Origin of the sequence: Sphingobacterium sp. T2 (genome assembly GCF_000814685.1) — a bacterium.
Classification (GTDB): Bacteria; Bacteroidota; Bacteroidia; order Sphingobacteriales; family Sphingobacteriaceae; genus Sphingobacterium; species Sphingobacterium thermophilum.
In genome coordinates this window covers 1-25863 of the sequence record NZ_JXAC01000020.1, presented here as the reverse complement: position 1 = coordinate 25863, position 25863 = coordinate 1, and the positions used below count along the sequence as shown (strand labels likewise).

Sequence of the window (25863 nt, the reverse complement as noted above, 5' to 3'; positions counted from 1 at the left end):
TAGTAYMCMAAATGCGTATACAGGGGGGAGGTGTCATTCTTAATATAGCTTCCATAGCAGCTTTGGTGGGAATAAGTGACAGGTTTGTCTATTCGATGAGCAAGGGAGCGACGGCCACATGCTATGACGATGTCTGTTGCTCGCGATTATTTAAAGTATAATATCCGTTGTAACTCTATTTCTCCGGCGCGTGTTCATACGCCCTTTGTGGATGCTTTATCGCCAAAAACTATCCAGGAAAAGAAGAAGAGATGTTTGAGAGACTTGCGCAGTCGCAGCCTATAGGCCGTATGGCAAAACCCGAAGAAATCGCTAAATTGGCTTTGTTTCTTTGTTCGGATGATGCTGCATTCATTACAGGTAATGATTATCCTATAGATGGAGGTTTTGTTAAGTTGAATAATTAAAAAATATTGTATATGAGGTTAATACGTTTCGGTGAATCAGGAAAGGAAAAGCCTGGAGTAGAGTTGGATGGAAAATGGTTCGATGTATCGTCGATAATAAAAGATTATGACGAATCTTTTTTTGCAGAAGATGGGTTAAGTCAACTAAAAGAATTGATAGAATCCAAGCGCGGAATATTACCGGAGGTGAATAAGTCCGTTAGGTTAGGCCCTCCCTTTGCGCGTCCTTCTAAGATAGTGTGTATAGGTCTTAACTATAAAGACCATGCTGAGGAAACAGGGGCGACAATTCCGAAGGAGCCTATAATATTTTTGAAATCCACAACCGCTTTGATTGGTCCTAATGATAGCGTTGTTATCCCTAAAAACTCTCAAAAAACCGACTGGGAAGTGGAGTTTGGGATAGTGATAGGTAAGAAGGCTACTTATGTGGAAGAGGCCGATGCTTTGGATTTTGTGGCAGGATATGTGTTGCATAATGACATTTCCGAGCGAGAATTTCAAATGGAAAGAGGCGGTACCTGGGATAAGGGCAAGGGTTGTGATACTTTTGCACCTATGGGACCTTATATGACTACCGTTGACGAAATTCCTGATATCCACGATGTCAATCTGTGGCTTAAGGTCAATGGCAAGACCTACCAAAATGGGAATACCAAAAATCTGATTTTTTCCGTACCTTATATAGTGTCTTATGTTTCCCAATTTATGACGCTATTGCCGGGAGATGTGATCTCTACAGGAACTCCTGCTGGTGTAGGATTAGGGTTTAATCCTCCAATATATCTAAAGCCGGGAGACATTCTAGAGTTAGGGGCTGACTTTTTGGGAGAACAAAGACAGCAAGTTGTAGCCTACAAACCATAAAAGCTATGCGTATCGATGCACACCAACATTTTTGGTTATACAATGCCGAAAGAGATACTTGGATTACAGAAGAAATGTCTCTTATTAGGAGGAATTTTCTGCCTAACGACATTTCCCAAACACTGAAGGACAACGGCTTTGACGGGGCAGTAGCCGTGCAGGCCGATCAATCGCATGCGGAGACAAAATTTCTGGTGGAGCTGTCACAGGTGTACAAGATGATAAAAGGGGTGGTAGGATGGGTAGACCTTCGTTCACCTCACATAGGTGAATATTTGGAAGAGTTTTCCAAGTATCCTGTTATTAAGGGGTTCCGTCACATTGTCGAAGCCGAGGAGGACGGAGACTTTTTGTCCAGAGATGAATTTTTGAGAGGCATAGAGGGTCTTACGAAGTACAATTTTACGTATGATTTGCTGATACGACCTGTGCATTATGCCTCTACATTGGAATGTGTCCGCAGCAATCCTGAGCAGAAGTTTATGCTGGATCATATAGCGAAACCGCCTATCAAAAGCCAAGCTTTCGACGAATGGGCCTTATTCATAGAGTCGTTAGCTTCCTTTCCGAATGTGTACTGTAAGGTGTCGGGACTTGCTACAGAAGCGGATTGGACAAATTGGAGGTTAGACCATTTTTTCCCTTATATCGCGCATGTGCTTAGATGTTTCGGCATAAGACGTACCTGCTTCGGATCGGATTGGCCTGTGTGCTTGTTAGCGGCTCCTATGAGCATAGCATAGAGATTGTGTCACAGATTATCGGTGATTATAGCGTGGAGGAGCAACAGTGTTTTTGGGGGCAGAATGCTGTAGATTTCTATCAATTGACATAATATGGATTTATTTTTAAAAGATAAGGTTTTTATTGTCAGCGGAGGAGCTAAAGGCATAGGGCGAGCTATTGTTTTGGCTTTAGCCAAAGAGGGGGCTCTTCCTGTGATTGTAGGCAGAAATCAGCAGGACAATGAAAAGGTGGTGCAGGAGGTGCGACAGCTAGGAGTTCAGAGCTTGGCGATAGAAGCAGAGCTTTCGCTTCCAGAGGCCTGCAAGCAGGCGGTGGACATGACGTTGGCACATTTCGGCCGCATAGACGGTATTGTCAATAATGCAGGACAAAATGATGGCGTGGGGCTGGAAAATGGGAGCTATGAGTCTTTTATAGCTTCTTATCATAAGAATGTAGTTCATTACTACATGATGGTCCACTATGCTTTGGCGGCATTGAAAAAAAGTAAAGGCGTTGTTCTTAATATAAGTTCGAAAACGGCAGAAACAGGACAGGGTGGTACTTCGGGTTATGCTGCCGCCAACGGTGCTCGCAATGCATTGACAAGAGAATGGGCTGTAGAGCTGTTGCCTTATGGAATCCGGGTCAATGCTATCATTGTGGCCGAATGTGCTACTCCTCAGTATGACAAATGGATACAGACCTTGCCCGATCCGGAGAAAACCCTCAAGAAGATTACCAATCGTATTCCTTTGGAACATCGGATGACTAAAGCCGAAGAAATAGCCGATACGGCAGTGTTTCTGCTTTCGTCGCGGTCTAGCCATACTACAGGACAGTTAGTATATGTGGATGGGGGATACGTTCATCTGGATAGAGCTTTGATAAAAGAATAGGGACTTGAACTACTAGTCCCTATTCTCTTTATTATACTTTAATGTGTTTTGCTGTCAGCTCCTGTCCGAAAAATATTTTTGCCTTTTCAGAAAAGTCCTCCGCATTGTCGGTAGTATAAAAGTCTATCTTACTTCCGATGCTGCATTTTTCTTGGATTTCAGGATGGCGCTCTAGGTAGCTTGCTAAACTTTCAGCACCAGAGGTCCTTGCGAAAGAATCTGAATATGTTCGGGGGTGTATTGACGAATTATTGGATATAGTAAAGGATAATGTGTACAGGCCAATACTATGGTGTCAATATCTGGAGATTTCTGTAAAAGAGTTTCTACATCCTTTTTGATAAAATAATGAGCTCCACTGCTGTTTACTTCATTATTTTCCACGAGTGGGACCCAGAAAGGGCAGGCATGCTGAAAGACACGAATCTCCGGATGGAATTTTTTTATTTCCAACTCATAGGAATTCGAAAGGACTGTTCCTTGTGTCGCTAGTATACCTATGGTATTTGTTTGGGTGTAATGATGAATGGTTTCTGTGGTGGGACGTATCACCCCCAATACTTTTTTGCCTTCCGGCAGGTCTTTCTGCTGTATGGTACGCAAAGCCTTTGCTGAGGCTGTGTTGCATGCTAATATTACTAGATTGCACCCTAATTCGAAGAGCTTGAAAACACATTGTTTTGTGTATTCGTACACCGTATCAAAGGAGCGCGTACCGTACGGAACACGTGCGTTATCTCCCAAGTAGATGTATTCGTATTGTGGGAGTTTTTTGTAAATCTCCTTAAAAACCGTCAATCCTCCGTAGCCGGAGTCGAAGATACCTATAGGTCCCTTATTGTCCATAAAAATAAGACTTAGGATTACCCTAAGTCTTAGAAAGATTTAGAGCAATCCATTATATTTTTAGCAAAGATGGCTTTTCTTTATATATTTTCCATAACAATTCTCCAAATAAAGTGTTTGCCCAAGCGAACCAGTGACGCGTGAACTTCTTCGGGTCATCCTTATGAAAAGATTCGTGCATAAAACCTGTGTCACCATGTGTGGCTACCAATGTCTGGATACACTGTTGTATTTCCCGGTCATCTAAAGACGTCATGGCCCGCATGACGATGGACATCGGCCATACCATATCCCTTCCTATATGCGGTCCACCTATACCTTCGGCCGCCTTACCTTTAAAGAAGAAAGGATTGTTTTCGGATAGGATAAATTTCCGTGTTCGTTGGTATGTTTCGTCTTTCACATCTACGGCACCTAGATAAGGTAAAGAAAGTAAGGAAGGCACGTTGGCGTCATCCATAAGAAGAGCACTGCCAAAGCCGTCTACTTCATATGCATAAATCTTTCCATATTTAGGGTGGTTGATGATACCATGCTCGTTTACAGCTTGTTCAACCTCATTAGCTAAAGCTTCCATTTTGCTGGAAAGTGTAGTATTGTTCTTTACAGCGCGTAATATTTCGGCAGACTGTCTTAGACTTTTGATAGCGAATAGGTTGGAAGGGATGAGGAAAAGGAAAATCGTACAGTCGTCCGATGGTCGGAAGCTCGAGCAGATAAGACCTACGGGATTCACCGGATAACCCCAGCCATCTACTTGAAGTGTATCGCTACCGCGTGGTGTGGTGCGCATAAATTTATATGGACCTAAATTCTCTTTTCGTTGTTGTTCGACGAAAGTTTTATAGATATTTTCCTGTGCTTTTACCCATTCTTCATCAAAAGGTGTTGTATCTCCCGTAGTTTTCCAATATTCATAAGCCAAGCGGATGGGATAACACAGTGAATCTATTTCCCATTTTCTTTCATGGATGCCTGGCTTCATATCGGTATGGTCGGAGAACCATTCCCCTTTTTTGTTAGGGTCGTTATAGAAGGCATTAGCGTAAGGATCTATGTTGATACATTGGGTCTGTTTATTTATTAAGCCCAAAATGAGATCTTTTAGCTTTTTATCCTTCTGCATGAAAGGAAGGTAAGGCCATACTTGTGCGCTACTGTCTCTGAGCCACATGGCGTCTATATCACCTGTAATCACATTAGGTCAATTTTTTGGATGCCGTGGATTCGTCATAGACTGTTGTATCCAAAGTATTGGGGAAGCAGTTGTTGAATAGCCAACCTAACTCTTCATGTTTGACGTTCTTGCGAAATTCTGAAATAGCATCTTCTATTGCTTTGCTGGAAAAATGTCTTTTCTCTAACGGCACGCGAACTTCCGGAAATTTGGACTGGAATGAGTTTGCCAATGAAAATTTGCTTGCCAGCATTCCTGCTCCCAGCAGGGCACTCTGTTGTAAAAAAGTTTTACGATTCATGATATTATTGGTTAATAGCCAATCTTTATATAGTTTGAATATTTTAAAACGTTTTAGCTTAAGCTAATATATCCATTTGGCGTCAAATAAAAAAATACAAGGTATAATTATTTTAATACTAAATTTGTGGTAGTTTTAATTATTTAATTAATTTCATTGCGTTTATTATAGTAATATACTTTTTTTATGCAGAAAAACCTTTTCATCTTATGTTTTGGCTTTAACATTTTTATGTTTTGTTGCAAAAGAATCTGAAGCGCAGATTGTTGTTCAGCCTTATTCTTTCAGCCAATCGCAGAAATATAGCCGCATTTTGTATAATCCTAATACAAGACTGCATACGTCTTCAAAACCTATGGTTATGCGAGATGAGGATGTATTGGATGAGAAGGAATACTTGGAAAATGAATATAATGTCAGATCGAGTAATTGGCTTGTGCGTAAAATTTTTAACGAGCATTTGGTTCAGGTAGAAAAAGAGGATCATACATTCTATCTGGATTTTTTACCAGACTTTCAGATCGGTAAAGAGATGATTGGAGAAGACAAGCGCACAACATGGTTGAATACGCGTGGCGTGCAGTTGGGATTGACTATAAAAGATAAATTTACCTTTTATACAAACTTTTTCGAAAACCAAGGTGTCTTTCCTAAATATCTTGATGAGTATATGATTGAAAATACGGTTCCCGGACAGGGGGCTGTTGAAAATCTGGCTAACAACAAGAAGGATTGGATGTATGCTTCAGCATCTTTAACTTATGATTTCAGTCCTTATTTTCAGGTGACCATGGCCTATGACAAAAACCATATTGGAGATGGATACAGGTCTGTACTGTTGTCTGATTTTTCTTCCAACTATACTCATCTGAAATTTACAGGGGAAATAGGTAATGTTCAATATACTTCGATTTGGGCTTACATGTTGGATTCAAAAAATCCACGCTATGGAGAAATTGACACCACTAGGATTTACGGAGATGGCATCAAATGGGGTGCATTTCAATATGTAGACTATAACGCTACCGACCGTTTTTCTATAGGTTTTTTTCAAGCTGTCATTTGGGCAAACCGAAATCCAAGTGGAAAGAGAGGTTTTGATTTTAATTATTTGAATCCTGCTATACCCTTACGTCCTTTGGAGTCTACGAATTCCTCTTCGCCGGACAAGATGTTTCTGGGCTTAAATTCAAAATATAAGCTCACCAAGAATCTGACCACCTACGGGCAATTTATGCTTGGAGAGTTTACCGCGAAGGAATTTTTTGGCAACAAGGGCTATATCCATAATAAATGGGCTGCACAGATAGGGGTACGTGGGCATGATATTTTACAATTCAAGAATTTAAATATGTTGCTTGAATACAATTTGGCCCGCCCTTACATGTATCAGCATAAGACATCCATATCTAATTACAGCAATCATGGAGAGCCTTTAGCCCATCCTCGTGGAGCCAACTTCAGAGAATTGGTTGGAATATTGACGTATTCATGGCAGCGGTTTGACTTTTTTGCAGAAGCGTTATATTCTAAGTTTGGTACGGATCCGGCCGATAATACCAATTATGGAGGTAATATATTTCAATCGTATAATACCGCCCCTAATACTTATGGCAACAAAATTGGTCAAGGAGTTAAGAATAATCTTTATTACGCGGATTTGAGAGCCTCCTATGTTTTCAATCCTAAATATAATTTACGTTTCGAAATAGGATATACACAACGATATAGACAAATCGAAGAATCTCCAACGCAAAAGTCAGGAGTAATTAGCTTTGGTTTACGTTCTACATTCCGTAATTTTTATGGTGATTTTTAATACATGAATATCTATATTTATTCGTCATTATAGAATATGAAGAAGATATTAATACTGAATGGTCCCAATCTGAATCTGTTAGGCGTTCGAGAAAAAAGCATCTATGGAGACCAGTCTTTTGAAACTTATTTTCAGAGCTTGAAAGAGCGTTATCCTTCTTTTGACTTGGAATATTTTCAGAGCAACAGTGAAGGAGCTATTATAGATAAACTGCATGAGATAGGCTTCTCTTATGATGGTATTGTGTTGAATGCAGGAGCCTACACACATACTTCGGTGGCTATAGCCGATGCTATTGCGGCTATACGAACTCCTGTGGTGGAGGTGCATATTTCCAATGTGCACCAACGGGAGTCTTTCCGTCATCATTCTTTTTTATCCAAAGTATGTAAGGGTGTAATCTTAGGTTTTGGTCTGGATAGCTACCGTCTTGCCATAGAAAGTTTCGTTTAAACTGTTCACTACAAGACCGATAATTTGTGCTACAATTTGATAAATTTCGTTGATGTAATGCGAAAAATGTATCATCTTTGCACTATTATTAATCAAGATGTTAGAAGTTTTTAAAAGAAAGTACATTTCGTGCTAATGATGTCTTTTTTCGAGCATTAGGAATACTCCGAAAACATTATTTCTCAGTAGCAGGTCTTTGTTTCTTATTATTTGTAACCAACAGCCTTTCGACTTACTTGGCTTTGTATCTCAGTGATATGCTGGGGGCTGAGATTAAGTTTGTGTTGTTTTTGGTATTCGTAATCCTATTTTTTGGATTGCAGCTAGTCCTTATCAAACGTGCCATTCTACTTTCAAAGAATATAGAGAAGGCTGAATTGAAGAGCTATATACCCACGACGAATCAGTTTGTTCAATTCATTTTGGGGCTATTGCTTTATTCATTGATTACGGGAGTAGTATATTTACTATGTTCTATAATCGGCATGCCGCTCTTATATCTTGGAGTTGAGATGGACAAGATTATCTATGAGATAAATCCTCTTTTGACGGGACTAATCATGATGTTTGTGCTGATAAGGATTTCTTTTTTCCCGTTTTTTATTCTGGAGAATAATTTCAATATTATTAGGTCCGTTAAGATGAGTATTGCTTTTACTAAGGGCAATACCATTAATTTGCTTATTTTAATGGTAATAATTGCTTCCGCCTATTTGGGACAGTTGTTTTTCGAATATGTGGCTACAGTGTCATCGCCAAAATATTGGGAGCGATTAATACTTTTGTTATTATTCCTTCTGTCAGCCTGGTATTGGCCGTAGCATATGTGGGAATGATAAAAGAATATAAAGGCAGTGATGATCCTGAATTGTTGAACAATATACTATAGGGAAGGGACGTTTTGAAGAAGAAAAATTTAGCCATATTAGGTTCGACAGGAAGTATAGGCACTCAGGCGCTGGATGTTGTTCGAGCCTTTGCCGATAGATTTGAGGTTAGCGTAATCTCCGCATACAATAGTGCCGAGCTGCTTATCCAACAAGCGCTGGAGTTTAAGCCTAAAGTTGTAGTAATTATCAACGAGTCAAATTATACGACGGTAAAGGAAGCCCTCGCTCATACGGATATACAGGTGACAGCAGGAGCAGAAGCCTTGGTGGAGGCCGTACAGCTAGAGGAGATCGATGTGGTGCTTAATGCAATAGTTGGATCTGCGGGGTTAAGACCTACCGTACGTGCTATTGAAAAAGGAAAGGATATCGCATTAGCCAATAAAGAAACACTGGTGGTTAGTGGCGAGTTAGTAATGGCCTTGGTAAAGAAACATGGTGTCCGTATGTTGCCGGTGGATTCGGAGCATTCTGCCATTTTTCAATGTCTTGTAGGAGAGCCAAGTCCAATCGAGAAAATATACCTTACCGCTTCGGGAGGACCTTTCAGAGGCTGGGATAGAGGTCGTCTAGAGAATGTTACAAAAGAATCGGCTCTCAAGCATCCGAACTGGTCGTATGGGACAGCTAAAAATTACGATAGACTCTTGCTTCTTTGAATGAAATGTAAGGGTAGGTAAGTAAATAGAAGATTAAGGTGGTCTTTTCTTGGATTTGGACATAGAGCAGATTGACGTTGTCGTACATCCTCAATCGGTTATTCATTCTATCGTACAGTTTCAGGATGGCTCGATGAAGGCACAGATGGGATTGCCGGATATGAAGCTGCCGATACAATATGCGTTGACCTATCCAGAGCGCTATAAGAATAATTTTAGGCGGTTCGATTTTCTAGAGTATGCAAATCTGACTTTTGAAAAGCCGGACTTAGATACTTTCAGAAATCTTAAGTTGGCTTTTCAATCCTTACGGGAGGGAGGAAACAGATGTTGTGTGATGAATGCTGCCAATGAGGTCGCTGTTGAGGCCTTTCTACATGATGAGATTTCCTTTTTAGGTATGTCAGATGTCATAGAAGAGACATTATGTCATATAAAAAATAACAAATAACCTAAATTTAGATGATTATATTGCGGTTGATTTGGAGAGTAGAAAAGTGGCACGAGATTTAGTCAATAAATTTAAATTAAAAAACTGAAGTAATAAATGGGTACACTAGTGATGATAGGTCAGGTTATTTTGGCCTTATCAATTTTGATTATACTACACGAATTGGGACATTTTCTTGCAGCCCGTGCTTTTGGGATCAAGGTGGAGAAATTTTATCTTTTCTTTGATGCTTGGGGCGTAAAGCTGTTTAAGTTTAATTATAAAGGTTGTGAGTACGGTATAGGCTGGTTGCCGCTAGGTGGCTATGTGAAAATTGCAGGTATGATCGACGAATCTATGGATACGGCACAGATGAAGGAAGAGCCGAAGCCATGGGAATTTCGTTCGAAGCCGGCATGGCAGCGCCTTATCGTCATGCTTGGCGGTATCATCGTAAACGTCATTGTCGGTATTTTAGTGTTCTGGATGCTGATATTCAAATATGGCGATTCGGACTACGATAACACAAGATTATACGGTATCAAGCCAGGTATTATCGGAGAGAAGATTGGATTGCAAGAAGGTGATAAAATCTTGGCAGTGAATGGCAAACCGGCCAATCTCTTTATTCAAGATGTGATGTCTTCCGAGGTGCTTATGGGGGATGCGCAGTTGCGTATAGAACGTCAGGGCAAGGTTATGGACATAGCACTTCCTGCGACTATGTTGAATGATGTTGCAGAATACAAGAGAAATGAGTTTGTAAGCCCTATTTTTAAGATGCTTCCTGTAGACAGCGTTTTCGAAGGTACACGTGCTCAAAAGATGGGGTTGAAGAAGGGAGACCAGATTGTAGCAGTAAATGGAGTGAAGGTAGAGCGTCTTGATTATTTTCAAGAAGAGATAGCTAAGAATCGTGGTAAGCAAATCACATTGGATGTATTAAGAGGTTCGGACTCATTACAGTTGGTGGCAGAGGCGGATACCTCCAGTAAGTTAGGCTTTACCAACCTTCCTATGGTTATGCGTAAATATACGTTAGGAGAGTCTTTACCTTTGGGTACAGCTAAGGCTTTTGCTGTGGTGACCGACAATATCAAAGGGTTTGGCAAGATTTTTAAAGGAGAGGTTCGTGCGGATAAGGCTTTGTCCGGTCCTGTCGGTATCGCTAAGTTGTTCGGAAGTGAAGTCGATTGGACACGATTCTGGAATTTGGTGGGTATGCTTTCCATGGCCTTAGCCTTCATGAACTTACTTCCTATTCCGGCATTAGACGGTGGTCATGTTTTATTCTTATTGGTAGAGATGATTCAGGGAAAACCGTTGAGCGACAAATTTTTAGAGACAGCGCAGATGATAGGATTCTTTATCCTTATTGCGTTGATGCTTTTCACCTTCGGTAACGATATCCTTAAGTGGTAAAATAATCAGTTCGTGATATAAAAATCATAAAGCCGAAACAAATGTTTGTTTCGGCTTTATGATTTTTAATGCTCTTGCTTAAACTTTTTGTATGCGTCAAAAATGTAAAGCTTGAGGTCTTCGTCCGTAGCTGTTTTTATGAAATCCAAGGAGGGACGATAGCGTTCGCGAAATAAGGCAATTTGTGCATCATCCAAAGGAAGCAAAGATTTGATAAGGTGTTTGGTAAAGCGCTGGTCTATGCGGCGTGCGTTTTGCTCTTCTAGCAGAAGCTGTACATTGCTTCTTGCTTGTTTGGCTTTCTTGCCAAAGAGGCGAGAGGGTGATATCTTGATTCCTCCTTCGTTGTCTGGTACTTCGACAATTTTTCCTTCGTTTTTTGCTTTTTCGAGCTCTTTAGCCAGAAGGTTGTCTGTTAACCGTTTTACCAATACCTCATCGATTTCTAGGATATTTTCATCCTTATTGAGATAGATGCGACGTATTGCTTCATCGTAATAATAAATTGTGTCCGGCTGATAGCCTACGATGTTGACGCTAAGATAGTCGTTGACCTGGCCTTCAATGCTGAAAGCGCCGTTCCTATCCGATTTTACAGTTTCATTCGTGCGCAAGTTTTTTATTTCAACGTTGCTTATGGGTTGATTGTTGATCAAGTCCAGCACATAGCCTTGAATGTGCTGCGCATAAGAAAAGGCGCAGCACACAAGAGCTAAAAAGGTTGTCAAATAATATTTTACTATTTTTATCATTTATTTTGCTATCCAAGTGTTGTTTTCCGGGTTGATATCCGGAAAGACGTTGCGAGGGTCCAACTGTACCTTCGTTAATTTTTCTGTACTTTCCAATTTGAATGTCCAAGAGGTATTTCTTTCCCAAATTTCTACAGGAAGTTTTTTGGTTATTTTTTTGCCAGATACGGTTGTTGCTTCAATTTCTACAGGCATAGGGAGTTTTCCCAAGTTTTGCACAGTGATTAAAGCTCCTTTGGTTTCATCCATTTCCACATATCTTACTTCCGAGATAGCCTGATCCATCTGCCAGTTGTGTTGGAACATGCCGCGCCAGAACCAATTTAGATTTTCTCCTGTTTCATTTTCTATGGTACGGAAAAAGTCGTAAGGAGTAGGGTGTTTGTATGCCCAATATTCGATGTATTTGCGGAAGGCCGCGTCAAAACGTTCAGGACCTATAATTTCTTCCCGTAGAAGACGCAAAGCATATCCAGGTTTATAATACGCCAAAATACCGATATGACGCTCTTTCATGTTCTGTGGAGTGGTCATGATAGGCTCCAATGATTTATTGAACATGGCTTGTGTTAGGCTGTTTTTGGCACCCACACGAGTGTTATATTCCCCTTTGTTGAAATGTATAGTGGAAATTTCATTGATAAAGGTGTTAAAGCCTTCATCCATCCAAGCGTGCAACCTTTCGTTGCTTCCCACGATCATAGGAAACCAGTTGTGACCAAACTCATGGTCGGTAACGCCCCATAGGTCGGCACCTTTGGCGCGATAGCCACAGAAGGATAAGCCCGGATATTCCATACCACCTACGTTGGAAGCCACGTTTACGGCAACAGGGTATGGATATTCAAACCATTTTTTTGAATAATGCTCTATGGAAGCTTTAGTATATTCCGTAGATCGTTCCCACCCGTTATTGCCATTACTTTCTTCAGGATATACCGAGAGGGCAAAACTTGTTTTTCCTGAAGGAAGGTTGATTTTGGCGCCATCTACTATGAAAGCAGGGGAGGCAGCCCATGCAATATCATGTGCGTTCTGAAGACGGAATTTCCACGTCAATTCTTTTTTGTTTGGACGAGAATTTTTATCGTTTACCTCAGATAAAGAGCGGATCATTACGGTCTTGTCCGACTTTTGTGCTTCATTGTATCGTGACAGCTGCGTCGGCGTCCACACCTCTGAAGGGTTTAATAGTTCACCACCCGCCACGACGATATGGTTGGCCGGAGCTGTAATTTCTATGTTGTAATCTCCGAATTCTAAGTAGAACTCTCCAGGACCGGTGTAGGGATGTGTATTCCATCCTAAGATGTCGTCAAACACACATACACGCGGATACCATTGTGCTATGGAATAAATCTTTCCATTTTTGGTAGGCAAAATACCCATTCTGTCGGCACCGTACTGTGGAATGGAAAATTCAAAATCCATACTGAAGGTAACCTTACCGCCTTTAGCAGGGATAGGCTTAGGTAAGTTGATGCGCATACGTGTATCTGAAATGATGTAGTCGGATGTTGCGGTATTGTTTACTTTGATATTTGTAAGCTGGTACCCCCCTTCAAAGGTACTTGCGGCATTTCCGTATCGGCTTTGACTAAGTGGGATGGTAGCTTGTCCTCTGGACTTTGAATTAAAAAGGTTTTGATCCAACTGGAACCATACGAAGTCCAGAGTTTCCGGACTGTTGTTGGTGTAGGTCATGGTCAACGTACCTCTGACTTTGTCAGCCTGATCATCTAATGTAGCTTTGATATCGTAGCTTGCTGCATTTTGCCAGTACTGAGGTCCAGGCTTACCACTGGCAGAACGATATTCATTGCCGAAAGTAGTGTAAAAATTTGGTGCAAACGCCTCTGTGTAGCTGTATTCAGACTGCGTTTGAGCCTCCACAAATTGCGTTGTCAGCGCTCCCGCAATGAGGCACATGGTGAAGTATTTAGTAAATCTTCGCATAATTTATTTTAATAGTTTTTCAGTATATAATTGTTCGTCAAATCCAAGGATAAGTTCGTTTTCGAGCTCTATAAGCGGACGTTTGATCATGCTGTTATGAGCAAGCAAAATCTCTCTTGCCGATTTTTCATCTACTACGGCGGCCTGCTGTTCGGGATTAAGTTTTTTCCATGTAGTCCCTTTTTTGTTGATTAAGGATTCCCAAGGGACTAACTTCTGCCAAGCTATAAGCTGCTTTTCTTCGGCAGGTTCTTTTTTGTAGTCGTGAAAAGTGTATTCAATTTTATGAGCATTGAGCCAATTCAATGCTTTTTTTACCGTGTTACAATTCTTAATTCCGTATACGTTGAGCATAGTGATTATTATTAGGTAATTTCAGTATATAAAAGTACTGAAATATTTTCTGTTTTGAGGACAAAACTGTGGCAGAATAAAAAACAGTTGTTCTGTTTAGTGTGATAAACAGACAAAAGTGAATACAGAATTGGAGAGGATAAGAAAAACTATGCTGCGCTTTTTTTTAGAAAAAACACATTTTTGATAGTGTATTTTTGACACTATTTATTTTTTTAATGACAAAATAATTCTATTTTTATGCTTTCATTAAAATAATACAACAATGAGCCTAAAAGACTATAAAGGTGTTTTGACAGGGGATCAAGTACAAGAATTATTTGAAATCGCCAAAAAACACAATTTTGACTTTACCTGCAGTAAACGTAATAGGAACCAACTCTATTAATGCAGTATTAGAAACAGCAAAAGCTGTTAATTCTCCGGTAATTATCCAATTATCTAACGGTGGTGCTCAATTTTATGCTGGAAAGTCATTGAACAACGATGGTTTGAAGGCTTGCATTTTGGGTGCTGTATCTGCGGCGCATCACGTACATTTGTTGGCTGAGCACTATGGTGTTGCCGTAATTCTTCATACGGATCATGCGGCTAAGAAATTGTTGCCTTGGATTGATGGATTATTGGATGCTGGCGAAAAGTTCTTTGCACAAAACGGCAAACCTTTATTTTCTTCGCACATGTTAGATCTTTCGGAAGAGCCTATAGAAGAAAATAATTGAAGATTTCTAAGAAATATCTTGAGCGCATGAAGCCGCTAGGCATGACTATAGAAATCGAGCTAGGTGTTACTGGAGGTGAAGAAGATGGTGTAGACAATACAGGAGTGGATAGCTCTAAATTATATACACAACCGGAAGAGGTGGCTTATGCGTACGAAGAATTGTCAAAAGTATCGGATAAGTTTACCGTAGCGGCTGCCTTTGGTAATGTTCACGGTGTTTACAAACCTGGAAATGTGAAATTGCAACCTGTAATCTTACACAACTCCCAGGAGTATATCCGTAAGAAATTCAATCTTGCTGCTGAAAAGCCTGTAAACTTTGTTTTCCATGGCGGTTCAGGCTCGGCGCCTGAAGAGATTGCAGAAGCTATCTCTTACGGTGCTGTGAAGATGAATATCGACACAGATATGCAATGGGCATTCTGGGATGGTGTTCGTGCGTATGAGGCTAAGAACCATGATTATTTGCAATCACAAATTGGAAATCCTGAAGGTGAGGATGCACCGAACAAAAAGTATTACGACCCACGTGTTTGGTTGCGTAAAGGCGAAGAGTCTTTCGTTGCCCGCTTAAAACAAGCCTTCGCAGAATTAAACGCGGTGGACGTAAACTCTAAATTGTAATTAAAGCAAAACTATATAACAAGCTTACTCTATTAGAGTAAGCTTGTTTGTTTTATAGGTGAGGACTTTTAAACCCTAATTTTTGTAGTCCAGCTTTAATTTCGGGGGCCTGCATGAATAGATTCCAGATAAATCCGTCTTTATAATTCTGTATCATGACGACCATAGGGCCTTGATCTATGGCAAGATACCGCTGTGGATACCACGCTTCATTTTCACTATAAGCATCGTAAAAACCATATTTCCCCCATACTTTATCCTTCAAATTGTCCATAAGATATTGGATGAAGTTGATACTTTCTTTTGGCGTATAAGGTATGGACGATATGGCTGCTGTAGGAGATATGACTCCTGTGGGATCGTTGTCGGGATGGTGCGCATTATAACCATTTACAGAATAACTAGCAGTCCATCCCCATCCTTTGTTTGAGCCATAACCTTTGTAATTCTTGGGATTTTCATCGGCATAAGCCAGATGAATCTTTGTATGATTTTTCACTACTTCTTCATAGTCGGCATAACGATCTCGAAGGCCAAGTGGGTTTAAGCCAAGAAACGAGTAATGAGACCAGAATAGAGGACCTACCTCTCCTGGTTTGGCGTTATGTTTTACTAGTGTAGGTATTCCATATTTCTTGATGTCGGTTTTTATGGCGCCATTGCGTGCCCACCCTTTGTGGTATGTAGAATCCGGAATAGGATGGGTTGGAGAAGAAGCTGCAAGAATATAGGTGATCATACATTCGTCGAAACCCTGTATAGGGTGATTTAACTCCCAGCCATAGGTGGGACTCCAATGCCAGAAGAGTGTGTCTTTCCCATTGCGGTAGAAATTCCAGTTAATACCTTTCCATAGTGTATCTGCCAAAAGTGCCAGCTGCTTCTCTTCGGGAGATCCATCCTTGTAATATTCGCGAACGCAGATCAACGCTTGTGCCAGAAAGGCCGTCTCCACAAGGTCGCCACCGTCATCTTTGCGACTGAAAGGTTTGGTCTTTCCTGTGTCTCCATGATACCAATGTGCCCAAGCCCCTTGGAAGCGAGGAACGCTGTCCAAAAAGCTTAAGGACTGTAATAGTCGATCATATCCCTCTTCCTTAGTGATAAAATCATTGTGCATACCAACCAAAATTGACATAAGGCCAAAGCCGCTGCCTCCTGTAGTGATGACATTTTGGTCGTTTTCTGGATAGTTCCCATCGATATGGATACGCTCTCTAGCTAGTCCAGAGTTAGGCTCTGCACCTTCCCAGAAGTATTGAAAGGTTTGACGTTGAACTAAAGTTAAAAGGCTGTCTTCTGCCGAAGTTTGATTATTTATTTTTTTCTGCTCTTTTCCTTGTTGGCAGGAGAAGAGCAAGATTAAGAAACATATTAAAGGAAAAAGTCTCATAGTCTAGATGTTTGGAGATGTAAAATCAAGTTTTGTGAGTCCGTTTTTTACTTCTGGGCACTGCATAAAAAGTGACCATAGGAGGCCTGACCGATAATTTTCTATGCCAATAATTATAGGACCTTGGTCAATGGCTAAATAGCTGTCGGCAAACCATAATTTCTCAAGGGAAAAAGCATCTTTAAATCCGTAATTCACCCCAAATTCTATCGCCCAATTTATAATACATAAATTCTAGAGCATCCAAGGACTCCTCAGGGGTATAAGGCATAGAGCTTAGCGCAGCAGTAGGGGATATTACGCCTCTATCGTTTGTTGGGGAGTGCGCCGAATATCCATCATAGCTATCGCTGGCGGTAAGACCCCAGCATTGCGCGCTGTATCCATAAAAATTGTGTGGATTAGCTATACAGTAGGCTCTGTTGATGAGGGTGTGACTTCTTACTTGAAGCTCGTAGTCTGCGTATTTGTCCTTTAGCCCGTGAGGATTTAATCCTAAAAAGCTATATTGAGAGATAAAGAGGGGGCCACCTCTTTCAGGTCCTAACGGTAAAGTAATACCATAGTATAGGCTGCCGTTTTGAATTCCTCCGTTGTTAGCCCAACCCTCTTCGTAATCTTCCTTGTCAATGGGAAATGTGGGTGAACCTGCAGCAAGAACATAAAGAATCAAAGCTTCGTTCCATCCTTTAACTTTTAAGTTCATGTCCCAAGCATAGGTAGGGCTCCAATGCCAAAATAATCCTTTTTGGTTGTTACGGAAAAAAGACCATTCCACAGCATTATAAAGTGCTGTAATATCTTCTGATAATGCTATATCATTAAAGTAATTTCTCGCAGCCAAAAGCCCCTGAAATAATAATGCAGTTTCTACCAGATCGGCACCGTCGTCCTTTTGACTGAAAGGTACTGTTTTTCCGGTATTACCGTTATACCAATGGGAGAAAGCTCCATGATATCTATCAGCAGATTTTAAGAAGGAGACAATTTTCTTGACTCTTTCCATACCTTGGCTTTTGGTGATGAAGCCTCTTTCTGCCGCAGAGATGATGGCCATTACCCCAAAGCCGCTACCTCCCGTGGTTACCACATCACCGGAAGTATTGCGTTCCCTTATCATACCTGAGGCTGGATGTGCAAAATCCCAAAAGTAAGAGAAGGTTTGTCGCTGTACTTTGGTCAGAAGCTCTTCCGTGCTTATACGCGGGAATTTGTCAGTACTATCAATCGCTGTGGTGAATGTGTAATCTTTTTCAGAATCTAGTCTTTCTCCACTTTGCGCTATCAAAGTGGAGCGGATGACTAGATGGTAAGAAGATAATGGGGATAAATTAACTTTAGGGAAAATTGTCACAGTTTTGTTGTCCGAGCTGAAGTTAAAATCCAATCCGTATTTTGTTCCGTTATAGAATAGCTCTACTATTCTGTTCTTATATTTTTTTTGTCTACAGCCTTGTCGAATATTAAGGTTATCTTAGGTTTTATAGCGATACCTTTGAAAATATTTCCTTCTTTTTCATCTATAGCAAATCGGGTAAGGGAAAAGGTGCTCCTATCGGCCGTAGGGTCGGAGCTTTTACTACAGCCGATGAGGATTAAGAATAGTGTTACGATGAGGAAAATATGTCTCATGGATAAAGTTGTTTACCACCCTTCATTTTGCCGCATCTCCGGCGTTTGAATAAGCTGGTTGTTAGGTATAGGAAACAGATAATGTTTGGCTTGAAAAGGTTTTCCTGCGGCGAGCATTGCTGTTTCTGCCTGTCTTGTACGTACTAGGTCGAACCATCGGTCATGTTCCATTGCCAGTTCGAGACGCGCTCTTTCCATATGAGCTGCCGTAGTTCATCTTTGTTGTTGGATGTTATGGCAGGAAGGCTTACCCTGTTTCGTACCAGATTGAGATACTGTCGTGCTGTAGCGAAGTCGTCCAGCTCGTTGGCCGCTTCGGCGAGGATTAGATAAACTTCCGCAAAGCGTAGATAACGCAAGTTTTTGTCGGTGTCGTCCGCTCCGCCATTGGCAGAAGAATAGGCTTTTTCATTGTACATAGGATTTTCTACACTTTCGCCCACGACACGTCCATCGTATAAGGTTTCTCCGCGGAAGATGATAGTCGCGTTTTTACGTATTTGGTCACCTTCAGCCTCAAAGGCTTCAAGGAGGTTTTGAGAAGGCGTGTTGAATCCCCAGCCCCATCCTGTGGCGCCGCGCGCTCCCTGGGTTTGTGAATACTGTTGGATGCCGTGAGCTATAACTTCTCCTCGTGCTTGAAATTCAAATAGAGATTCTCTGCCATTTTCTGTGGACTCACGCCATACGGTTGCATAGTCCGGTTCTAGGTCATATTCTCCCGAATTGATGACCGCTCGTGCCATGTTGACAGCCTCGTTCCATTTTTTCTGATACAGATAAACTTTGGCCAAAAGTCCTTGGGCGGCTCCTTTGGTAGCTCTTCCCAAGTCTTTACTTGCATATTGAGATTTCAAAGGCAGATGATCTATAGCAAACAACAGATCCTCTTCGATAAATTGGTAGACTTCTTCTGTAGGCTTTCGGTCGATAAGGTCGATATGCTGAAGAGGAATGTCACCCCAACCGCGTACAAGGTAGAAATAGTTTAGTGCTCTTAAGAAGCGGGCTTCGCCGATGAGTCTATTTTTGTAGGCCTCATCGGTAAGACCAAAGTTTTCGGTATATTCTATAGCCTGTGTGGCACGTCCTATACTTTTGTACCAATGTTCCCACATGGCGGCAAAGGAGCCGGCAGTGGAAGTATAGGTTAAGTTATCCAAGATATCTTTGTCTGTTCCCGTATCTGTTGGGGAGCTGCCCTTATCAGCGTTGTCAGATATGATTTCGGTGATGCCTAGGAAGGAGAAGGCATAGTTCCAATCCGTAAACATGCCATAAATGGCATTAACAAAAGATTCCGGTTCGTAAACTACGTTGGAGTCTTCTGCTTCTACGATTTCTTTTGAAGGGACATTCAGAAAATCTTTAGTACAGCTTTGTGTCATAAGACCTAAGGCCGCCACAAGAGAGAAGTTTAATATTTTGGTTTTCATAGCTTCAAATTTTTGGTTAGAACTGTAAGTTAAGTCCGAAAAGGAAGTTTCTGGTGGTAGGGTAGGCCGAAAGTTCTATGCCGGAGGTACCTGAAGGACTTCCCGCATTAGAATATCCTATGCCTGTAGCTGCTTCCGACACTCCCGATATTTCAGGGAGAATCCACTGTATTTCGTGAAAATAAATGGATTTTGTGCTGTAACATATAGACGCAGTTTGGAAGTGTTGGAATATAATCTGCTGAATGTATATCCAAGAGTGATGTTGTTAATCCGAAAATAACTTCCTGATTCCAAGTAGTAACTAGAAGCATAGGAGTCTCTTGCTGCTCCCGGATGCACATTGGTAGATCCTGGACCTGTCCAGCGCTGCTTGAAGGTTTCTGCGGTGATATTTTCTCCTCCATCTATACGAGTACCTTTTAGGGCATTATATACTTTGTTGCCTGCTACGCCGTAGCCATATACAGCAAAGTCTACTTTCTTATAGTTGACGGCAAGGTTAATGCCATAGGTTGAAGAAGGAATATAAGAGCCAAAAAACACTTTGTCGCGGTTATCAATCACGCCATCCTCGTTTTGGTCTTTATAGCGTAAGTGCCCTGGAATAGGAGATCCGTAGCGCGGGTTGTTTGCTATTTCCTCAGCTGTCTGCCAAACGCCGTCGGCTTCCCACATCCACCATGCATAGATAGGTTGGCCCACACGCAGCTGTTTGGTGATCTGACCGTTTGCGAGGCTTCCTCCTGTAGCTCCGTCATAGGCTGGCGTCACTTCTTTAACCTTATTGCTGTTGTAGGCATAATTAACACCGAAGGAATAGTTGAAATCCTCACTTAATGTTTTACTCCAAGTGAGAATGGCTTCAAAACCTTGGTTCAGTACTTTAGCGCCATGCGCATAGAAGTTGCGTGCATAGCTTGAGTTTAAGGTTGGGGTAACATCCAAAATAGTATTGGTATTTAACTTATGATAGTAGTCTATCGAACCGCTAAGATTATTATTAAGAAAGCCAAAGTCAAGGCCCACTCCAGCTTCTCTTGTTTTTTCCCAAGTGAGATCTACGGCCGGTGTTCCGAAGGCTGCACCGAAAACTAAGGTTTGCTCAGGCCCAAACACATAATTATAGTTGGACGATCCCGGAGAGGTCAATATCTGCGACACATTCAGCGGTATCTGCTGGTTGCCGAGCTCACCCCAGTTGGCTCTAACTTTCAGAAAGTTGATCCATGAGGCTTCCTGCATGAACTCTTCGTTGCTGATGGTCCATCCGGCACCGAATGAAGGGAAAGTTCCCCAATAGTTTTCGTTGGCTTTAAATACACTAGAACCATCTCTACGTACAGTAGCGGTAAGATAATATCTATTGTCGTAATTATATTGTATTCTTCCGAAATATGAAGCTAATGCTATAGGTGTATACGACGTTTGGTTGACAGTTTTAGGGTAGGCGCTAGATCCCGAACTGTTGGCTAAATCTATATTCCAATATTGTTCTTTTTCTGGTACGTCATATGCCGAAGCAGACATAGAGCTTGCTATGTCAAACTTTTCTCTTGACATACCTAGGATGGCCTCTACATGGTGTCTATCGAAACTTTTTTGGAAAGTAAGGAAATTTTCCCATACCCAACGGAAACTTTCATTCTGACTTATGTTTAGAGAGTTGTAAGCATAAGATGTTGAGGTAGGGTTGTTTGTTCGCAAGGTTTCGAATTCGCTTTCAGTACGTGTAGGATCTGCGTTTAGCCAGCCGTGTTTGATATTGTTGAAAGTACGGCCGTTGTACCAAAATTTTGTGGCACCAAAACGGGAATTGAACTTCAGATAGTCCACAATCTTAAATTCTCCTTCGAAACTTCCTTGTAAAGTCGTAGTGTTTTGCAGATTATTATTACGCAAAACTTCATATACAGGGTTGCCGATGGAGTTGAGGGATCCTATATTGTCTCCAGGTTGACCTTCGTAAGTAACAAATCCCGTAGTTTTATTTACAAAGGGTACACCGTAGCGTCCGTTTGCATACATGACAGGCACTAAAGGGGATTGTCTGTAGGCAGCGTTGAATGCATTTAAAGGTTTCGGTGTATTTTTCGTTAGCGTAAGGTTGACATTTTGATCGAACTTAAGCCTTCCGTCCATAAACTTATATGTGTTGTTATTGCGGAAGGTGTTGCGGATAAAGCGGGATCCATCAAGAATTCCATTTTCAGTAAAGTTGTTTACACTGAGGTAGTAGTCGATTCTTTCCGAACCACCGGATAGATTTACGGCGTTATTAAAGATAGAGCCTGTTTTAAAAGGGCCTCGTACCAGTCAGTTTCATATGGTTGTCCTGAGGTTTGTAGGCTATAACCACCGTTAATAGCCTGTAGATTTTCGTTGACGTATGTTGCATATTGCTGTCCGTTAGCCATCTCTACGCGGTTAAGGATATTCTTTATACCTGCGTAGCTCTCATAGTTGATGTTGAAGCGACCGGCTCTTCCTTTTTTGGTGGTGACAATAACTACGCCGTTGGCAGCACGCAGACCATAGATGGAGGCCGAGGAGGCGTCTTTAAGCACATCCATAGACTCTATGTCTGTAGGATTGATATTGTTAATATTAGTCACCGGAATGCCATCCACGATATAGAGGGGATTGCGTCCTCCTAGGCTGTTCCCAATCCTCTAATCATTACGGTAGGGGCGGATCCTGGATTTTCTGAGGCTACAATATTAAGTCCTGCCACCTTTCCTTGTACGGATTGCATGGCCGACATTGATGGTTGTTTGGCAATCTCTTCGCCTTTAACGGACCCTATGGATCCAGTAACATCTGCCTTTTTCTGTGTGCCGTAACCAACCACTACCACCTCTTCCAACTCTTGGCTATCTCTTTCCAAGAAGATATTATATGTACTCTGGGAGCTTACCGGTATTGTTTGTGGTTTATAACCTATAAAAGTGATGGTGATATTGGCATTCGAAGAAACTTCGATACTAAAATATCCATCCGCATTTGTTTGGGTGCTCTGTCCCGAACTGGAGGTGATGGTCACACCAGGGAGACTTTCCATGGTGCTGCCATCCTTTACTGTTCCCGTAATGGTTTTTGTCTGCGCTAAAGCATAACTAAAACATACGGTAATAAGAAAGACAAGGGTAAAAAACTTTCTCATATGATTATCTTTTGGTTTACAATTAGTTATTACCTACAACGTTTCAAGTACTCGCTGTAGGTTTAACAAATTTGTGATGTATTCGTTTGATTATGAAAAAATATAATTTCACATTAATACTTCATGTGAAAAATACTGCTACACTCTAATGGTATCTTGTTGTTTAAATTGTTGATAGTTAGCTTATTATTTTTATTTTTATCCTTTCTCAAATGACTGTCGTTAGTGTAAAAAATACACAAAATACATGTAGTAGTGATGATGTAGTGTTGCTACAATTCCATTAGAAATTCATTCAAGTTTTTATGGGTGGGAAGGTTAAATTTCTTGCGAAGTCTATATCTTCTGATTTCAACACCGCGGATGCTGATATTAATTAATGAAGCTATATCTTTACTAGACATGTTGAGTCTCAAATAAGCGCAGAGTTTTAGATCATTAGGAGAAAGACTAGGATATTGGGCTTTTAATTTTTTGAAAAAGTTTTCGTGCGACTCGTTGAAGCTTTTTTCAAATAAGTCCCAATCTCTATCATCGCTCTTAGCATTGTTGATGAGCTTATTGATTTTTTGGAGCTGTTCATTCGACAAGGGTTTACCGTCTTTGTCCTTAATTTTAAGGAGTTCGACGTGCAAGTTGTCCAGCAATTCGTTTTTGTAAATGATGTTGGTTGCAGCGTTGGCGAGCTGCCGGTTTTTAAGCTCCAATTCTTGTGATAGCTGTTCGTTTTTCAAGGCCATGAGCTTTTTCTCATTTTCTTCGGCCTCTTTTCGTAAAAGTTCTTCTTGACGTTGTTGTAACTCTTGGCGGATACGTTGTTTGTCACGTGTCGATTTTTTGGAGTACCATTTTTCTCGCGACAAAGAAAGCGATACACGCCAATAAGAAATAGATAACAAGAGCCTGCCAGGTAAGATACCAAGGAGGTAAAATACGGAAAGAAACAACGGTCCAATCGGAGGTTTCGCCACTGTCCGATATGGCTCTCACTTTGAAAGTATATTTTCCCCATTCCAGATTCGTAAAATCTACATATGGAGTTTCCGTAGGCGTATCCCATTCCGTGTTACTTCCCTCTAGAAGATATTGATATTTTAGAGGAGTGCTGGAAAACCATGGGGAAGCGAAGAGAATACGAATGCTGTTTCGCTTAAATGGAATCTTACTTTCTTCCGTAAGGTGATAGAGGCTGTCGCTGCTGGTGTTAAGCTGTCTGTAACCTTTTACGAAGGGAGGCGTGATGAGTGACTTATTGTAAGAATGTGGATCGTATATGGCTATGCCGTTGTCTAAGCCAAATAATAGTTTTTGCTGATACGGCTCTACGATTTCGTAATTTTTCATCACGGCATTTTTCAGTATGTTAAAGCTGGTAGAGTCTACTTGAATCATATCTTTGCCGATATGTACCAGCGCAAAGTCGCCCTCAAGCGCAAAGATGTATTTTCCTTTTTCGATTTCTTTAATCCTGTTGGCTTTAGAAAAGCGCCCCAACGATTTATTTAAATCACTGTAGAGGCTGAATTTGGAAAGTACATTGTCATAGATGAAGATGCCTTTATCGGAGAAAAAGAGGGTATTACCTTCTATCGTTTGTGGATGAAGTCGGCTTATCTGAGGGAAGTCCTTATCAAAGCGAAATGTTTTTAAAATCTGTACATCTTTGAAACTTCCTCCAAACTGTACGAGCAGTATAGCTTTGTTTAATACGGTCCAGTACTGGTTCTTTTCCTTTTGAATGAGGTTGACTACAGCTTCTTTGGGGAAAGGGAATTTTTGATTTAGGGTCCACGAGTTGTTTTTCTGAGTGAAAGAAGCTAACCCCGTATAATTTCCTTGGACAAAATGGAGTGCGGAATGTTGTTGGTTTATCCAGCCGCCAGTCCACTCTGAAATGCGCTTAAGGCGGTGTCCTTCAACTAAGAAAGTACCGTCGTTATGACCACAAATCAGCTGATTGTTGAAAACATCTAAGGTCCAAACCTGCCCTTGCGATCCGGAAACAAACTGCAAGTTAAGGTGATTGATGTTGCGGTTTGAAGGCCAAGGCGCATAAAACAATCCTTGATTGGTGCCCAAATAAATATGGTTGTCAAATATTTTAATCGCATAAACAGTCCCTAACTCACCGAAAATGTCCTTGTAATAGTAAAAGGGAGCATTTATCTCTATGCGGTCTATACCATTATCCAATCCGGCCCATATGTTGCCTTGTTTATCCAGAGTCATGCTGAGGACCGTATTGTTTTGAAGTCCGTTTCTTTTATGGATATGTTGGAGGATTTGACCTTCGGCATTGATGATGATGATACCGTTTTTAATGGTGCCAAAAGCATAGATATTTTCCGAGACTTTCAGGCCATTATTGATTTGTCCCTCTTTAAGAAGGGATTCGAGCTGGGGATTAGGGGTCCATTTTCGTAAGTTACCCTGCAGGTCTAAGATAAAGAGTCCTTCCTTAGCTGTTCCTAACAAATATTCTTCCTTTCCGAAAGAAAGTACAGTAAGGATGTTGGTTATTTTATTTGCAAGAGGCAGGAAGGAATCCGCTGTCCACCGCTGCAAGCCGGAAGGAATTTTTTCTATCCATATCTTATTGTCTATCTGGTGAGCAAAGAGAAAAGGTTCTCCCTGTCCATATTGGATTTCTATTTTGTTGTCCCTTAAAATATATAGCTTGGAGAAGGCTTGAAAAATCACCTTGTCTTCGGTGAGAATGATTTTCCAGATGTCGTCATTTTCTAATAAAGCCGGATTTACCAAGTCTGAAAGCCTGTGATAGACTAGTTTCCCATGACGGCGTTCGAAATATCCGAATTCTTCTTTTCCCCCGACATAGATATGACCATTGGGGGCGATAGCCACACTACGTATGATGCGTTTTTGTTGCATCCAAAGGGTAAAGTTCCCTAATAAAAGCCGTCGTAGACGAG

At 41.1% G+C, this 25863-nt stretch carries 22 protein-coding genes and 5 pseudogenes; 11 read left to right on the top strand and 16 right to left on the bottom strand.

Annotated elements, in window-relative coordinates; genetic code table 11:
- The 4 genes and pseudogenes from SD31_RS01845 to SD31_RS01830 form a co-directional block, all read left to right on the top strand.
- A pseudogene (locus SD31_RS01845) lies at nucleotides 1–407 on the top strand (SDR family NAD(P)-dependent oxidoreductase); the annotation flags it as partial.
- A 12-nt stretch (nucleotides 408–419) separates the two neighbouring features.
- Nucleotides 420–1274: a fumarylacetoacetate hydrolase family protein gene (locus SD31_RS01840; protein ID WP_039052890.1), complete on the top strand. Its 855-nt coding sequence runs from the start codon at nucleotides 420–422 to the stop codon at nucleotides 1272–1274.
- 5 nt (nucleotides 1275–1279) lie between these two features.
- Nucleotides 1280–2017, top strand: a complete 738-nt coding sequence (locus SD31_RS01835) for an amidohydrolase family protein (protein ID WP_197053471.1) — start codon at nucleotides 1280–1282, stop codon at nucleotides 2015–2017.
- A 93-nt stretch (nucleotides 2018–2110) separates the two neighbouring features.
- Nucleotides 2111–2899, top strand: a complete 789-nt coding sequence (locus SD31_RS01830) for an SDR family oxidoreductase (protein WP_039052889.1) — start codon at nucleotides 2111–2113, stop codon at nucleotides 2897–2899.
- Between the two features lie 31 nt (nucleotides 2900–2930).
- Here the strand turns inward: SD31_RS01830 and murI are convergent.
- Nucleotides 2931–3745, bottom strand: a pseudogene (murI, locus tag SD31_RS01825) (glutamate racemase).
- A 52-nt stretch (nucleotides 3746–3797) separates the two neighbouring features.
- Nucleotides 3798–5223: pseudogene (locus SD31_RS01820) on the bottom strand (glycoside hydrolase family 125 protein).
- A gap of 214 nt (nucleotides 5224–5437) precedes the next feature.
- Here SD31_RS01820 and SD31_RS01815 point away from each other — a divergent pair.
- The 6 genes from SD31_RS01815 (at nucleotide 5438) to rseP (ending at nucleotide 10896) form a co-directional block, all read left to right on the top strand.
- Nucleotides 5438–7042: a hypothetical protein gene (locus SD31_RS01815; RefSeq protein ID WP_039052888.1), complete on the top strand. Its 1605-nt coding sequence runs from the start codon at nucleotides 5438–5440 to the stop codon at nucleotides 7040–7042.
- 36 nt (nucleotides 7043–7078) lie between these two features.
- On the top strand, nucleotides 7079–7495 hold the full coding sequence (gene aroQ / locus SD31_RS01810; protein WP_039052887.1) for a type II 3-dehydroquinate dehydratase: 417 nt from the start codon (nucleotides 7079–7081) through the stop codon (nucleotides 7493–7495).
- Nucleotides 7496–7737: 242 nt separating this feature from the next.
- Nucleotides 7738–8316 carry a hypothetical protein gene (locus tag SD31_RS01805; protein WP_156138146.1) on the top strand — a complete coding sequence of 193 codons (579 nt, stop codon included), beginning with the start codon at nucleotides 7738–7740 and terminating at the stop codon, nucleotides 8314–8316.
- A gap of 80 nt (nucleotides 8317–8396) precedes the next feature.
- A complete protein-coding gene (locus SD31_RS20520) occupies nucleotides 8397–9044 on the top strand; it encodes a hypothetical protein (RefSeq protein WP_316929720.1) in 648 nt (215 codons plus the stop codon).
- A 49-nt stretch (nucleotides 9045–9093) separates the two neighbouring features.
- Nucleotides 9094–9495 carry a hypothetical protein gene (locus tag SD31_RS20515; protein ID WP_316929719.1) on the top strand — a complete coding sequence of 134 codons (402 nt, stop codon included), beginning with the start codon at nucleotides 9094–9096 and terminating at the stop codon, nucleotides 9493–9495.
- A gap of 96 nt (nucleotides 9496–9591) precedes the next feature.
- Nucleotides 9592–10896, top strand: a complete 1305-nt coding sequence (gene rseP, locus SD31_RS01795) for an RIP metalloprotease RseP (RefSeq protein WP_039052885.1) — start codon at nucleotides 9592–9594, stop codon at nucleotides 10894–10896.
- Nucleotides 10897–10961: 65 nt separating this feature from the next.
- Here the strand turns inward: rseP and SD31_RS01790 are convergent, their stop codons facing one another.
- The 3 genes from SD31_RS01790 to SD31_RS01780 are packed head-to-tail and all read right to left on the bottom strand — an operon-like array spanning nucleotide 10962 to nucleotide 13958.
- Nucleotides 10962–11648, bottom strand: a complete 687-nt coding sequence (locus tag SD31_RS01790) for a carboxypeptidase-like regulatory domain-containing protein (protein ID WP_052258544.1) — start codon at nucleotides 11646–11648, stop codon at nucleotides 10962–10964.
- The gene (locus SD31_RS01785; RefSeq protein WP_197053470.1) at nucleotides 11649–13604 is read right to left on the bottom strand and encodes a M1 family metallopeptidase; all 1956 of its coding nucleotides are present in this window, start codon (nucleotides 13602–13604) and stop codon (nucleotides 11649–11651) included.
- A 3-nt stretch (nucleotides 13605–13607) separates the two neighbouring features.
- Nucleotides 13608–13958: a Spx/MgsR family RNA polymerase-binding regulatory protein gene (locus SD31_RS01780; RefSeq protein WP_039052884.1), complete on the bottom strand. Its 351-nt coding sequence runs from the start codon at nucleotides 13956–13958 to the stop codon at nucleotides 13608–13610.
- A 265-nt stretch (nucleotides 13959–14223) separates the two neighbouring features.
- Between SD31_RS01780 and fbaA the strand changes: the two are divergent.
- Nucleotides 14224–15306: pseudogene (gene fbaA / locus SD31_RS01775) on the top strand (class II fructose-bisphosphate aldolase).
- A 52-nt stretch (nucleotides 15307–15358) separates the two neighbouring features.
- Here the strand turns inward: fbaA and SD31_RS01770 are convergent.
- The 11 genes and pseudogenes from SD31_RS01770 to SD31_RS01745 form a co-directional block, all read right to left on the bottom strand.
- Nucleotides 15359–16699: a glucoamylase family protein gene (locus SD31_RS01770; RefSeq protein WP_039052883.1), complete on the bottom strand. Its 1341-nt coding sequence runs from the start codon at nucleotides 16697–16699 to the stop codon at nucleotides 15359–15361.
- Nucleotides 16700–16702: 3 nt separating this feature from the next.
- On the bottom strand, nucleotides 16703–16897 hold the full coding sequence (locus SD31_RS19725) for a glucoamylase family protein (RefSeq protein ID WP_262506492.1): 195 nt from the start codon (nucleotides 16895–16897) through the stop codon (nucleotides 16703–16705).
- Nucleotides 16881–18086 (bottom strand): glucoamylase family protein, encoded by a 1206-nt coding sequence (locus SD31_RS01765; protein ID WP_262506491.1) that lies wholly within the window; start codon nucleotides 18084–18086, stop codon nucleotides 16881–16883. The genes SD31_RS19725 and SD31_RS01765 overlap by 17 nt, the downstream gene beginning before the upstream one ends.
- 32 nt (nucleotides 18087–18118) lie before the next feature.
- Complete coding sequence (locus tag SD31_RS01760) at nucleotides 18119–18331, bottom strand: hypothetical protein (protein WP_039052882.1); 213 nt, start codon at nucleotides 18329–18331, stop codon at nucleotides 18119–18121.
- Nucleotides 18332–18343: 12 nt separating this feature from the next.
- Nucleotides 18344–19719: pseudogene (locus tag SD31_RS01755) on the bottom strand (RagB/SusD family nutrient uptake outer membrane protein).
- A gap of 64 nt (nucleotides 19720–19783) precedes the next feature.
- Nucleotides 19784–19909, bottom strand: coding sequence for a hypothetical protein (locus SD31_RS19720; RefSeq protein ID WP_262506490.1), 126 nt, complete (start codon nucleotides 19907–19909; stop codon nucleotides 19784–19786).
- Complete coding sequence (locus tag SD31_RS01750; RefSeq protein WP_231561052.1) at nucleotides 19885–22011, bottom strand: SusC/RagA family TonB-linked outer membrane protein; 2127 nt, start codon at nucleotides 22009–22011, stop codon at nucleotides 19885–19887. The genes SD31_RS19720 and SD31_RS01750 overlap by 25 nt, the downstream gene beginning before the upstream one ends.
- Before the next feature lie 23 nt (nucleotides 22012–22034).
- The gene (locus SD31_RS16860) at nucleotides 22035–22382 is read right to left on the bottom strand and encodes a TonB-dependent receptor plug domain-containing protein (RefSeq protein ID WP_262506489.1); all 348 of its coding nucleotides are present in this window, start codon (nucleotides 22380–22382) and stop codon (nucleotides 22035–22037) included.
- 38 nt (nucleotides 22383–22420) lie between these two features.
- Nucleotides 22421–22930: a carboxypeptidase-like regulatory domain-containing protein gene (locus SD31_RS16855; protein ID WP_197053466.1), complete on the bottom strand. Its 510-nt coding sequence runs from the start codon at nucleotides 22928–22930 to the stop codon at nucleotides 22421–22423.
- Nucleotides 22931–23202: 272 nt separating this feature from the next.
- A complete protein-coding gene (locus SD31_RS14675; protein WP_052258542.1) occupies nucleotides 23203–23793 on the bottom strand; it encodes a helix-turn-helix transcriptional regulator in 591 nt (196 codons plus the stop codon).
- Nucleotides 23753–25863 (bottom strand): triple tyrosine motif-containing protein (locus tag SD31_RS01745; protein WP_231561050.1); only part of this gene is annotated, 2111 nt, incomplete at its 5' end. The genes SD31_RS14675 and SD31_RS01745, both read right to left, overlap by 41 nt.